The sequence below is a fragment of the Halomonas sp. CnH100-B genome (genome assembly GCF_024124605.1).
GTDB lineage: Bacteria > Pseudomonadota > Gammaproteobacteria > Pseudomonadales > Halomonadaceae > Vreelandella.
On sequence record NZ_JAMXRX010000002.1, the window covers coordinates 651,395 to 664,105 of the forward strand.

Consider the following 12,711-nt stretch of genomic DNA (forward strand, 5'->3'; position numbering starts at 1 on the left):
GCACCACGCCGATTCACGGCGTGGGCGTGTCCTGGTGCCCTGCGCGTAGCGGGGCGCCATCGACGAAGAGTCGCTGGAGTTTCCACCAGCCTTCCACCCGTAGTCGCAAGCCCTGCCGAGCAAGCTCTGGGGCTACCCAGAGCCAGACCCCTTCGAGAAAGTGGCTTTCAAATGCCGATGTGTCGTCAGGTGCATGTGTCTCAGCGATGGCGATACGCGACGTGCCTCCGCAGCAGCCGTGACGGGGGGAGCATCTCACGGTGACCACGCCCCCTTGTTGCTTGATAAACGCAGCCGCTGTTTCTTCTATATCAATGATCGGGTTCATTGCTGCGTGAGTGCCTCTTATTGGGGTGGATAGTCAACACGCTCGCCATCCTCTTTCACAAAGTGCGCCACCGGCCGATCCAGCAGCGCTAGCACCTGTTCGGAAGGTCGGCAGAGTTTTGCCCCTTTGGGGGTGATGACGATTGGGCGATTGATGAGAATCGGGTGGGCCATCATGGCATCGATAAGCTGCTCATCGTCTAGCGTTGGGTCATCCAAGGACAGTTCATCGTAAGGCGTGCCTTTGCGGCGCAGCAGCTTTCGCGGTGGCAGCTTCATCATCGCCAGCAATTCTACCAAGCGCTCTCGGCTTGGCGGTGTGTCCAGGTAGTGGATCACGTCAGGGGACTCCCCTGACGCCTTGATCATGGCTAACGTATTGCGGGACGTTCCACAGTTAGGGTTGTGGTAAATGGTTACTGACATGAGGGGGCGTCACGTTGGCTAGGGGTATGATGAAACGCGGGCGATAGGCGAGTGGGGTCTTGCTCGGCTTTATGTGCGTTGGCGGCGTCGGCCCACCATATGAGCTGCGCGAGCGTCCGACCAAAATAGCTTTCCCAGCGCTCCTGCTCCGCCTGAAATTGTCCATCGCTATCGATGGCTTCGTGGGCCTTCGGGATATGTATCATCGCTGAAACGGGCAAGCAGCCCAGCTCGGATAGAAACGAGCGCATATTCACCGCCGCGCGGGCGCCGCCCCACTGGCCCATGGAGTAGGTCACGATGGCGCTGGGTTTGAACGCAAATAGCGACGCGCCAAAGTGATTCAATAAATGACTCAGCGCCGGGCTCATCGCGTGATTGTACTCTGGGCTGACCATCACGTAGCCGTCTGCCCGGTCGATTTTCGTTGCCAGGGCATCCAAGTCATCCGGTACGGTGGAGGCAGAGTAGGCAAAATGCGGTTTAAACGGACCGCTCAAATCGAATGAGAGCGGGTCAATAATCTCCGCCGTCGTATCGCGCTGGGCGCTGAGTAAGCGCAAGCACGCTTTGGCTACCCGCTCGCCCAGGCGGGCGGGCGCGGGAGGCGTTGACGCTCTGGTCGAGCCGAGAAAAATCAAATAGTGCGCCATCAAGCAGGCTCCTTAAGCATGAGTAGGGAAGTGCTGGCGCGTGTTATTGGCAATGCGCACTAGGGCCAGCATCAGCGGGACTTCTACCAGTACACCCACCACCGTAGCTAGCGCAGCGCCCGATTGCAGGCCGAACAGCGCGATGGCGGCGGCCACGGCAAGCTCGAAAAAGTTGCTGGCACCAATCATCGCCCCAGGTGCCGCAATAGGGTGCGGTACGCGCCACGCTTTTGCCCAGCCATAGGCAATGAAGAAGATCAAAAACGTCTGCAGAATTAGTGGAACGGCGATCAGTACGATATGCAGCGGATTGTCGAGAATGACATCGCCCTGAAACGCGAACAGCAGGACCAGGGTAATGATCAGGCCCATGGGCGTGATAGGTCCAATGCGCTTCATAAAAACGTTGTCGTACCACTGGGCACCGCGCTTGGCGATAAGGGTTTTCCGCGTGAGGTAGCCTGCTGCCAGGGGAATGACGATGTAGAGCACTACCGACAGCAGGACCGTATCCCAGGGCACCTGAATATTAGAGATGCCCAGCAGCAAGACCACGATCGGCGCAAAGGCAAACAGCATAATCAGGTCATTGAGCGCCACTTGCACTAGCGTGTAGGCTGCGTCGCCACGGGTCAGATAGCTCCAGACGAAGACCATCGCGGTGCAGGGCGCCGCACCCAGCAAGATGGCTCCCGCGAGGTATTGGCTGGCTAGGTCATCCGATATCCAAGGTTTAAATATCACCATGAAAAACAGCCATGCCAGGGCAAACATGGTGAAGGGTTTGATGAGCCAGTTTACCGTGGTGGTGATGGCCAGCCCCTTCGGCTGACGGCGAACGCCAGCAATGGCGCTAAAGTCAATTTGCGCCATCATGGGAAAAATCATCGCCCATATCAGTACGGCGATCGGGATCGACACCTGCGCGTATTCAAAGTGTGAAAGAGCCTCGGGAATGGCGGGAGCCCATTGGCCTAACGCAATACCGGCCACAATCGCAGCGGCGACCCAAAGCGACAGATAACGTTCGAAAAGCCCCATGTCAGCACTGCTGGGGGCTGCTTGCTCCTGATGTGACATGCTCGCTCCTTGATTAGATAGCCCGCTGGTTAACGCGCTTGGAGAGCTCTTCGGCACTCTCTTTACGCTCTGAGTATCGGTCGGTGAGCAAGTCGCTGCGCTCTCGTACCAGTAGAGTGAATTTTACGAGTTCTTCCATGACATCCACGATGCGATCATAAAACGGCGACGGCTTCATGCGGTCGTTGTCATCGAACTCCATAAAGGCTTTGGGCACGGACGATTGGTTAGGGATCGTCACCATGCGCATCCAGCGGCCCAAAATGCGCAGCTGGTTCACCGTGTTAAAAGATTGTGAACCACCGCAGACCTGCATCACGGCCAGGGTTTTGCCTTGGGTAGGGCGTACGCCGCCCAACGCCAGGGGTATCCAATCAATTTGTGCTTTCATAATGCCCGTCATCGCCCCGTGACGCTCTGGCGAGCACCACACCATCCCATCTGCCCACTGTGCTAGGGAGCGCAGCTCTTCCACCTTAGGGTGGCTGGCATCTTCGGCATCAGGGAGCGGCAGGCCACGCGGGTTAAAAATGTGTGTTTCAGCGCCCATCGCGTTCAGCAGGCGGGCGGCCTCTTCAACCGCCAAGCGGCTAAATGAGCGCTCACGAAGAGAGCCGTATAGCAGTAGCACCTTGGGGGCGGGAAGCGAGGAGGGCGGTAACCCCAATGATTCGAGGCTAGGGGTTTGAAAGCACTCAGGGGCGAGATTGGGTAACTCCTCAAACAGGGCCATGGGGGCTCCTTGGTCGACAATCGATAGGTGGCTTTCATGATATATGTTTTTTCGTATATTTCTAGCCGCCTGTCTGGGTTGCAATATCTCCGTCATCATCGGGGCGTATGGTGACGATGTAAAATTAAATAAGAGGTTGTTGAATTATGTCGAAGCGTCGCGTGCTCTTTCTCTGCAATGCCAACTCTGCGCGCTCTCTCATGGGGGAGGTGCTACTTCGCCATATGGCCGGTGATCGCTTCGAATCCTTCAGTGCGGGCTCGGAACCTGATGAGCCCCATGCGTTAACCCTTGAAGCCTTGAAAAAACAGGGTCTTTCGACAGAGGGGCTGCACAGTAAGTCGCTGGATCAATTCGAGAACGACACGTTCGACGTGGTGATCGTACTGTGTGACAAAGCCCAGCAGGCGTGCCGGGAGTGGCAAGGAAAGGCTGACGAGATTTTATTCTGGGACATCCGTGACCCTCGTCTGATGAGTAAGTTGGATGCTTACGAGCAGGCGCTGTTCGAGATCCGCCACCGTTTACAGCTGTGGCTACCGCTACAAAAAAGCTGATCATTCCTATCTCGACGGAGTGCACCATGAAATTCATCAATAACTTAAGCGTCAAAGCAAGCTGGACGCTGGTACTCGTGACCTTTACCTGCTTGGTGCTAGCCATCGGCGGCTTGGGTCTGTTTGCCAACCAATTTGGGCGCGATGCGTTTACATCGATGCAGCAGCGTGACATGGCCCAGGTGCGTGAGCTGAACAGTGCTTACACGCAGCTACTGCGTGCCCGGGTACAGATGAATCGGGCGGCGGAGTTGATTCGCACGCCGTCGTTCGATCGTCCCGAGCCGCTGCTGGAAGAAGCGGAACGACTGCTGGCTTCGGCGTCCACGCACTTTGATGCTTTCGAGGCGAGCTTCCCAGAGGGGGAGTTGCCGGATCTAGTCGGGCAATTGTCTAACGATTTCCAATCCCTGGTGAATAACAACCTCAACCTGCAGATGATGATGCTGGAAGAGCGCGACGTGCGCGGCTTTTTATCTGGCGAGTCACGGGTCGATGACAGCAGCCAACAGTTCGTCAATACGGCGGAAGCCTTCTACGGCTACTCGGTAGCGCGTGGTGCTGGTCTGTCCGAACGCTTCGAAAACGTCTCATCGTTGCTGTTCATGGGTGTGATCGGAGTCGTCGTCCTGGCACTGCTGGTGGTGGGGCTCGTGGTATGGGGCGTGCGTCGTAACGTACTGCGTCCACTGCGCGTCATCACTCAGCACTTCAAACGTATTGCTAAAGGTGACTTATCCTCGCCGGTGGAAGCGCACGCCAATAATGAAATTGGCTTGCTCTTTACCGAGCTGGCGAATATGCAGCGCTCGCTGACTACGACCGTGAATCAGCTCAATAACAGTAGCCAGCAGGTCTATACCGATAGCCAAGCCATGGCGACACAAAGCCAGCAGCTGGCTGGCCAAACCGACTCTCAGGTGTCGGCACTGCAACAAATGGCCGCCAGCCTCGAACAGCTCACCGCCACGGTCAATCAGAATGCGGAAAGTGCTGCCCACGTCAATCGCTCGACCACTGACGTGTCTCACAAGGCGCAGCAGGGAGATGAGGTCATTTCCCAGTTCATCGCCACCATGCGGTCGATCAACCAGCACTCCGAAGAAATCCAAACCATCATTACCGTGATCGAAAGCATTGCTTTCCAAACCAATATTTTGGCATTGAACGCGTCGGTCGAGGCCGCTCGTGCCGGTGAGCATGGTCGCGGCTTTGCGGTCGTCGCCAGCGAAGTGCGAGCGCTCGCCACGCGCAGTGCCGATGCCGCCCACGATATTCGTGCGCGCATCGAGGCATCCCGCAAGAGCGTCGAAGAGGGGAGTGAACTGTCTCAGCAGGCGGGGGAGCACACGCGGGCCATCATGCAGGCGGCGACCGAAGTCGAGCACTTGATGGCACAAATGGCCAAAGCGTCCGAGGAGCAGCGGCGCGGTATCGAAGAGGTCAACGTGGCGGTCACGCAGATCGATGCGACGACGCAAGACACGATGCGGTTGGTGAATCAAACGGCGCAGAGTGCCGAAGGGCTGACACAGGAAGCGCTGCAGATGCGTGAATATGCAGGGCAGTTCCAAATAGCCGAAGGTACCGACAGTGCTGAGGCCGGCGAGGAGTCGGTGGAAGAGTCGCAGCCTCTAGAGCAATTGGATTGGCAGGCCATGGCTAGCGCTGAATCGGAGGATCGTGATTATAAGGACAATATGCGCGCCCTGGCATAAAGCAAAGCCAAGGCACGCGATGGGCGAGCTGTTGGGCGTTTAATCCATCAGCTCAACGGCAACGGCGGTGGCTTCTCCACCGCCAATGCAGAGGCTGGCAATACCGCGTTTTCCTCCCTTGGCGCGTAGTGCATGGATCAGCGTAGCGATGATCCGCGATCCCGTGGAGCCCACCGGGTGGCCTTGAGCGCAAGCACCGCCAAAGACGTTCACTTTGTCATGGGGCAAGCCTAGGTCGTCCATGGCCATGAGCGTCACGACGGCAAAGGCTTCATTGATTTCGAACAAGTCGACATCGTTGACGCCCCAGCCCAGCTTTTTCATCAGTTTATCGATGGCACCCACCGGCGCAATGGTGAATTCGCTTGGGTGGCGCGAGTGTGTCGCATGCCCCAGCATTTTTGCCAATGGTTTAACGCCATGGCGCTGCGCGGCTGCATGGCTTGCCAAAATGAGTGCCGACGCGCCATCGGAGATGGAGCTAGCGTTGGCTGCGGTGATGGTGCCATCTTTGGCAAACGCTGGGCGCAGCTGCCGTATCTTGTCTAGCTTGGCTTGAAAGGGTTGCTCATCGTGGGAAACGATCGTCTCACCCTGGCGCGTCGTCACCGTGACTGGCGCCATTTCGGCGTCCAAGTCGCCGTTGTTGGTGGCGGCCATCGCCCGCTCTAAGGACGCAATGGCGAAATCATCCAGCCGCTCGCGCGTATAGCCCCTTTCTGTGGCTACTTCTTGGGCAAAAACGCCCATTAGCTTGCCCGTTTCGGCGTCTTCCAAACCGTCCAAGAACATGTGGTCTTTCAGCTCGCCGTGGCCCAGGCGGTAGCCGCTGCGCGCTTTGGTCAGCACGTGGGGAGCGTTGGACATCGACTCCATGCCGCCTGCCAGCAGAATGTCGCCGGTGCCTGCTTTGATCAAATCATGCGCAAGCATGGCTGCTTTCATCCCCGAGCCACAGAGCTTATTGATGGTCGTGGCACCGTTGGCATCTGGAATGCCTGCCTGGCGCATCGCCTGGCGGGCAGGGCCTTGTTTGACACCAGCAGGCAGCACGCAGCCCATGATGCCCTCTTCGATGGAGGCGGCATCGATACCTGCGCGCTCGATGGCAGCGCGGATCGCCACGGCGGCAAGTTCAGGGGCGCTCATACTGGAAAGGCTGCCCATCATGCCGCCCATCGGGGTGCGAGTGGCGGATAAAAAGACGACGTCGGTAGCGCTACTCATTGTCTATCTCCTGATAGATTTTTTGTGATTATCGGGCTGAGTGTTTAGCGATGCGTTGACCCGTTCGCGGGCCTGTGGTCTTCTCCTACGTAACCAAGCAAGCGCTAGTGTAAATGACATGAATGTAATGAATGCATCTCCTCGCCGCAAGGAATTGACGCGCTTAGCAGCTCAGCTATTCGTCCAAGAGGGCTTTGATCGCACCACGGTGCGCATGCTGGCCCAGGAAATGGGCATTAAGTCCGGCAGCCTGTTTCATCACTTCAAAGACAAGCAGGAAATTTTGGCGGCCGTGATCGAGGAGGGCACCCAAAATGCGCTTGGCATTGCAAAAGCCGCGCTGCAGTCTTGCCCTAACAATGCGGAGGCACGGCTTCATGCCATGGCAAGAGCCCACCTGGAAACGCTCTTTACCGATCGCAACGCCCACGTGGTGGCGCTGTTCGAGTGGCGACGGTTAGACCCCGCTGCCAGCGCGCATCTGAGCCATCTGCGTGATGCATACGAGGGGCTATGGGTCGAAGTGATCGATGATGCCCTAGCGGCAGGGCTAATTCATGGTGACCGCTTTCTCGTCTCTCGCTTCATTCTGGGCGCGTTGAACTGGACCGTCCGCTGGTATGACCCTAACGGCCCGCGTACGCCCGATGAACTCGCCGATGAGTTAGTGGCCATGATTCTCTCCCGCTAAGGCGTGATGGCTCCTCTTCTCAATCGACCAACGTCTAACCTTATTGCGTCGCTTGTGGCTTGCGCTCTTGGGTAAATGCTTTTAGCGTTGGTCTATCGGCAGGTTTCCGTTAACGTAAACGCACAATAACAGTAATGCGATGAAGAAGCCTGCCTGTCCGAGTGCTCACGACCAACAACACAAGAGAGCCGTCATGACAGTCACCCCCACGTCACTCCCCCCGTATTCGACTTTTCTAGAAAGCTTTTCGGTGGATAGCGTCGTCGCCAAGCTAGACGATCATCAGGATGGGTATTTGAATGCCTTTGAGGCCTGCTGTGGCCGACATATCCGCCAAGGGCGGGGCGATGTCGTCGCACTGGTACATGAAGATACCCAGGGCGTCATCCATTCGCTGACCTACGCAGAGCTGGATCAGCAGAGCGGTCAATTAGCGGGCTGGTTCCAACACCAAGGGCTGGGTGAGGGCGATCGAATTGCCTGCATGTTGCCCCGTTCGGTCAATTTGCTGATTACCGTGCTGGCAACCTGGCGCATTGGGGCCGTCTACCAGCCGCTGTTCACTGCGTTTGGGCCGGACGCCGTGGATTATCGGCTTAGCCGAGCAGACACCAAGCTGGTGATTACCGATCGCGTAAACCGCTATAAATTCGACGGTTTGAGCCAGTGTCCACCGGTATTGGCGGTGGGCGGCGCAACCCGAGAGCACCCTAACGATCACGACTGGCAGGCTGCGTTGACGTATACGTCAATGAGTGACAGGCCGCCTAGATTGTCGCCGGATAAGCCGTTTCTACAGATGTTTACTTCGGGCACGGTGGGAAAGCCCAAAGGTGTCGCCGTGCCGCTGTCGGGTATGACCGCATTTGCGCTCTATATGGAGTTGGCGGTCGATCTGCGTGAGGATGACCGGTTCTGGAACATGGCAGATCCAGGCTGGGCCTACGGTCTCTATTACGCTATTGCAGGGCCACTGCTCTTGGGCGTTACCACGCACTTTTGCGAGGCTGGTTTTAGTGCTGAGGGCGCGTTGGCCTTTATGACACGTCATCGCATTACCAACTTCGCGGCGGCACCTACGGCTTACCGATTGATGAAAGCGTCAGGCCTGTTTGACGACGCTCATCAAACGTTGACGCTGCGAGCAGCCAGCTCTGCAGGGGAGCCGCTCAACACCGAGGTCGTCACCTGGGTCGAAAAATCCTTGGGTTGCCCGGTCATGGATCATTATGGCCAAACGGAAACCGGAATGACCTGTAATAACCACCACTCTCTCGAGCACCCTAAGCATGTGGGGGCCATGGGCGTTCCTATGCCGGGCTACCGTCTGGCCATTCTCGATGCGGAATACAATGAGCTGCCACCCGGTGAGCCCGGTGTGCTGGCGGTGGATATCAAGAACTCACCCGCTCACTTTTTCCAAGGCTATACCTGGCAGGAGAAAGACCCCTTCGTTAATGGCTACTACCTGACCGGCGATGTGGTGATTCGCAATGAGGATGGTTCGTTCCAGTTTGCAGGCCGTGACGATGACATCATCACGACTGCAGGGTATCGGGTAGGCCCGACAGACGTTGAAAATAGCGTGATGACACATCCAGCGGTGGCGGAATCTGCGGCGGTGGGGCAGCCAGACGAGATTCGTGGCGAAGTGATCAAATCCTATATCGTACTGCGCAATGGTTACGAGCCGAGTGATGCCCTGGCCGAAGAAATTCGCCAGCAGGTGCGCGAACGGCTCTCTACTCACGCTTTCCCTAGGGTGATTGAGTTTGTCGATGAGCTACCTAAAACACCCAGCGGCAAGATTCAGCGCTTCAAGTTACGTGCTCAAGCGGCAGAGCAAGTACGTCATCACTCATAATTCATAGGACATGTGCCATGCAGGTAAAGGATCGTACGTTTTTGATTACTGGCGCTGCCTCGGGTCTTGGTGCGGCCACGGCAGAACGGCTGGTAAGCGCTGGCGCCAATGTGCTGCTGTGCGATATGAGTGATCGCGTGTCGAATCTAGCAGTACAGCTGGGTGCTCAGGCCAAAGCCTGTGTCGCTGATATTACCTCTGCCACCGATATGCAGCAGGCGATAGATACGGCGGTGGCGTTGGGTGGCGAAAGCGGGCTTTCTGGCGTGGTTCACTGTGCGGGTGTGGTGAGCGTCGCCAAGCTAGTGGATCGAGAAGGCAACCCTGCCGATCTTGATAGCTATGCGCGCACGGTCCATATCAATTTGGTCGGCACTTTCAATGTGATGCGGCTCGCGGCCGCTGCGATGGCTAAAAACCCGCCGGGTGATAGCGGTGAGCGTGGTGTGATTATCAACACAGCGTCTATTGCGGCGTTCGATGGGCAGGTGGGGCAGTGTGCCTACAGCGCCTCTAAGGCGGGGGTCGTGGGAATGAGCCTGCCAGCGGCGAGAGAACTGTCCCGACATGCCATTCGCGTCATGGCCATTGCGCCTGGGGTATTTGAAACGCCGATGATGAGTGAAATCCCTGACGAGGCTGCACAGGCGTTAGCTGCTGCCGTGCCTTTCCCCAAGCGTTTGGGTAAGCCTGAGGAGTTTGCACGGCTAGCAGAGCAGATCATTACCAACCCCATGCTTAATGGAGAGGTAATTCGTTTGGACGGCGGTATCCGAATGCAATAACAGCTTTCAAGTAAGTCTTTCTGGTTAGCCTGCTCGAGGTTTTGAGCAGGCTTTTTTGTATTTAAGAACAAGGGTTTATATGAGTGGCTACCAAAGTAGTAGCGCCTTTGGAGGTTTAATTCAAACGACTGCTTGACTGTGTCGAGCGTGCGCGCTAATTTTCAAACATGTGTTTGAAAGGCGTTGGTTAAGCCCGGCTCTTTCAGCCCCCTGCTTAGGAGAAGTGACATGCCCAGCTATCAAGCCCCTCTGCGCGACATGCGTTTCGTGATGGACGAAATGTTTGATTACCCAAGCCACTACGCGGCGCTTCCCCATGGTGATGAAGCGTCTCCTGATGTCGTAGGGGCGATTTTGGAAGAGGGCGCGCGCTTTGCTCGCGAAGTGTTGCTGCCACTCAATCAGAGTGGGGATGAAGAGGGGTGTTTGCTGGAGGGCGGAGAGGTCAAAGCGCCCAAAGGCTTCAAAGAGGCCTATCAGCAGTATGTCGAGGGCGGCTGGCCGAGTTTGGCGGCAGATCCTGAACAGGGTGGTCAGGGCCTTCCTCATTCGCTGGCGATGATGCTTTCCGAAATGATCTGCGCCACTAACCTAGCGTGGGGAATGTACCCGGGCCTTTCACACGGCGCGGCGGATGCGCTGCGTCATCACGGTACCGACGAGCAGAAGGCGACATACCTCACCAAGCTGGTAGAGGGTGTTTGGACGGGCACGATGTGCTTGACGGAGCCACACTGCGGTACTGACCTTGGTTTAATTAAGACTCGTGCGGTGCCCGCTGAAGGTGATGCTTACCAAATTACGGGCACCAAGATTTTCATCTCGGCCGGTGAGCACAATCTTGCTGAGAACATTGTGCATCTCGTGCTGGCCAAGCTGCCGGATGCCCCTGAAGGCTCTAAAGGTATTTCGCTATTCGTGGTGCCCAAGTTTCTGCCGGACGCTGCGGGTAATCCAGGCGAGCGCAATGGCGTCAGCTGTGGTTCGCTTGAGCACAAAATGGGTATCCATGGTAATGCCACCTGCGTTATGAACTTTGACGGCGCAACGGGTTACCTAGTGGGCGCGCCCAACAAAGGCCTGGCCTGCATGTTCACCATGATGAACGCTGCTCGCCTAGGCGTGGGTATCCAAGGCTTAGGGTTGATGGAGGCTAGCTTCCAAAACTCGCTAAGTTATGCCCGTGACCGCTTACAGATGCGCGGGCTGTCGGGTGTCCAAGCACCGGATAAAGTCGCTGACCCTATTATTGTGCACCCTGATGTACGCCGTATGTTGCTCACTCAAAAAGCCTTTGCCGAAGGCGGCCGCATGCTGGTGCTGTATACCGCTCAAATGCTCGATATCGTGGAGCACTGTGCGCCGGGGGCAGAGAAAGAGCGTGCCGAGACTCTCCTCGGCCTACTGACGCCCATCGTGAAAGCGTTTCTGACAGAAGTGGGCTTCGAGTGTACTAATGAGGGGGTGCAGATATTTGGTGGGCACGGCTTCATCAAAGAGTGGGGGATGGAACAGCTCGTTCGCGACGCGCGTATTACACGCCTTTATGAAGGTACGACCGGTATCCAGGCGCTCGACTTATTGGGCCGTAAGGTTCTAATGAGTCAAGGTGAGTCGCTGAAAGTATTCACCAAAGAGATTCACAAGTTCTGCAAAGCAGAAGCGGATAACTCCGCATTGAAAGAGTTTATTGAGCCGCTGGCTAAGCTGAACGCCGAGTGGGGCGAGCTCACCATGGGTATCGGTATGAAAGCGATGCAGGACCGTGAAGAGGTAGGAGCTGCCAGCGTCGATTACTTGATGTACTCAGGCTACGTGACGGTTGCTTACCTGTTCGCACGTGCGGCCAAGCAGGCCGCCGCCTCCCAAGACGGCGATGATGCTGCTTTCTATCAGGCAAAGCTGAATACCGCGCGGTTCTATTACCAGCGCTTGTTACCGCGCACTAAAGCGCACGCTGCCATGATTCAAGCAGGGGCGGGCAGCTTGATGGCCATCTCAAGCGACGATTTTGGCCTGGGCTTCGAGATTTAAGCCTAGGCGTTTACCAGGCACTCTCTGGTCAGGGTACTGATCGGTGGTTTGCGGCAGACTTGCTTTTGGCATCGTCTGCCGCTTTTTTTACAAAACCCTCTTGCCAACCCGGCTTCGAATCCGTAAAGTACGCATCCGCTGCCGGGGACGCCAAGCGTTACCAGCGGTGAATGAGGTTAAAAACCTCTGGTTTGTCAGGAAGTTAGCACCGTCTCGTTATTGATTGGATCGCTCGCTTCACTCGCTGAAAACAGCGGTTGACAAACACCACGGAATGCGTAGAATACGCCTTCCTCGCTGAGGCAACACGGTTCAGGTCATCGAGCCGGCACAGCGAAACAGCTCTTTAACAATTTGATCAGGTAATTCATGTGGGCGCTTGCCGATGAGGGTGAATCATCACCTATTATCAAGGCAAGCGACTCGTCAAATAGGCTTCGGCCTAATGAATGAATTCGTTTGACCCTTGAGCCAAGTTTGGTTCGCTTCTGTGGCCTCGGTCACAGGCAAGAACCGCATTGATCTTAAACTGAAGAGTTTGATCATGGCTCAGATTGAACGCTGGCGGCAGGCCTAACACATGCAAGTCGAGCGGTAACAGATCCAGCTTGCTGGA

General features: G+C 56.5%; 12 protein-coding genes and 1 rRNA gene. 7 read left to right on the forward strand and 6 right to left on the reverse strand.

Annotated features, from left to right (window positions below):
- Nucleotides 1-13 precede the first annotated feature (13 nt).
- The 5 genes from NH398_RS06635 to arsH are packed head-to-tail and all read right to left on the reverse strand — an operon-like array spanning nt 14 to nt 3,219.
- On the reverse strand, nt 14-328 hold the full coding sequence (locus tag NH398_RS06635) for a CC/Se motif family (seleno)protein (RefSeq protein ID WP_253017353.1): 315 nt from the start codon (nt 326-328) through the stop codon (nt 14-16).
- Nucleotides 329-345: 17 nt separating this feature from the next.
- The gene (gene arsC, locus NH398_RS06640; protein WP_253017354.1) at nt 346-753 is read right to left on the reverse strand and encodes an arsenate reductase (glutaredoxin); all 408 of its coding nucleotides are present in this window, start codon (nt 751-753) and stop codon (nt 346-348) included.
- Nucleotides 744-1,406, reverse strand: coding sequence for an NAD(P)H-dependent oxidoreductase (locus NH398_RS06645; protein WP_253017355.1), 663 nt, complete (start codon nt 1,404-1,406; stop codon nt 744-746). Before NH398_RS06645 ends, arsC begins: the two co-directional genes overlap by 10 nt.
- A 12-nt stretch (nt 1,407-1,418) precedes the next feature.
- A complete protein-coding gene (arsB, locus tag NH398_RS06650; protein ID WP_253017357.1) occupies nt 1,419-2,486 on the reverse strand; it encodes an ACR3 family arsenite efflux transporter in 1,068 nt (355 codons plus the stop codon).
- Nucleotides 2,487-2,499: 13 nt separating this feature from the next.
- Nucleotides 2,500-3,219 carry an arsenical resistance protein ArsH gene (gene arsH, locus NH398_RS06655; protein ID WP_253017359.1) on the reverse strand — a complete coding sequence of 240 codons (720 nt, stop codon included), beginning with the start codon at nt 3,217-3,219 and terminating at the stop codon, nt 2,500-2,502.
- Nucleotides 3,220-3,365: 146 nt separating this feature from the next.
- Between arsH and NH398_RS06660 the strand changes: the two genes are divergently transcribed.
- Nucleotides 3,366-3,776 (forward strand): arsenate reductase ArsC, encoded by a 411-nt coding sequence (locus NH398_RS06660; RefSeq protein WP_159341750.1) that lies wholly within the window; start codon nt 3,366-3,368, stop codon nt 3,774-3,776.
- A 26-nt stretch (nt 3,777-3,802) separates the two neighbouring features.
- A complete protein-coding gene (locus NH398_RS06665; RefSeq protein ID WP_253017361.1) occupies nt 3,803-5,494 on the forward strand; it encodes a methyl-accepting chemotaxis protein in 1,692 nt (563 codons plus the stop codon).
- A gap of 39 nt (nt 5,495-5,533) precedes the next feature.
- On the opposite strand, the gene NH398_RS06670 is transcribed toward NH398_RS06665, so the two are convergent.
- Nucleotides 5,534-6,721, reverse strand: a complete 1,188-nt coding sequence (locus tag NH398_RS06670) for an acetyl-CoA C-acyltransferase (RefSeq protein WP_253017363.1) — start codon at nt 6,719-6,721, stop codon at nt 5,534-5,536.
- A gap of 127 nt (nt 6,722-6,848) precedes the next feature.
- Here NH398_RS06670 and NH398_RS06675 point away from each other — a divergent pair, with 127 nt between their 5' ends.
- The 5 genes from NH398_RS06675 to NH398_RS06695 all read left to right on the forward strand — a co-directional run.
- On the forward strand, nt 6,849-7,412 hold the full coding sequence (locus NH398_RS06675) for a TetR/AcrR family transcriptional regulator (RefSeq protein ID WP_159341753.1): 564 nt from the start codon (nt 6,849-6,851) through the stop codon (nt 7,410-7,412).
- Between the two features lie 193 nt (nt 7,413-7,605).
- The gene (locus NH398_RS06680; RefSeq protein ID WP_253017365.1) at nt 7,606-9,276 is read left to right on the forward strand and encodes an AMP-binding protein; all 1,671 of its coding nucleotides are present in this window, start codon (nt 7,606-7,608) and stop codon (nt 9,274-9,276) included.
- Nucleotides 9,277-9,293: 17 nt separating this feature from the next.
- Nucleotides 9,294-10,061, forward strand: coding sequence for an SDR family NAD(P)-dependent oxidoreductase (locus tag NH398_RS06685; RefSeq protein WP_253017367.1), 768 nt, complete (start codon nt 9,294-9,296; stop codon nt 10,059-10,061).
- Nucleotides 10,062-10,289: 228 nt separating this feature from the next.
- Nucleotides 10,290-12,095: an acyl-CoA dehydrogenase C-terminal domain-containing protein gene (locus tag NH398_RS06690; RefSeq protein ID WP_253017369.1), complete on the forward strand. Its 1,806-nt coding sequence runs from the start codon at nt 10,290-10,292 to the stop codon at nt 12,093-12,095.
- Between the two features lie 526 nt (nt 12,096-12,621).
- Nucleotides 12,622-12,711: ribosomal RNA gene (locus tag NH398_RS06695) — 16S ribosomal RNA — on the forward strand; the annotation flags it as partial.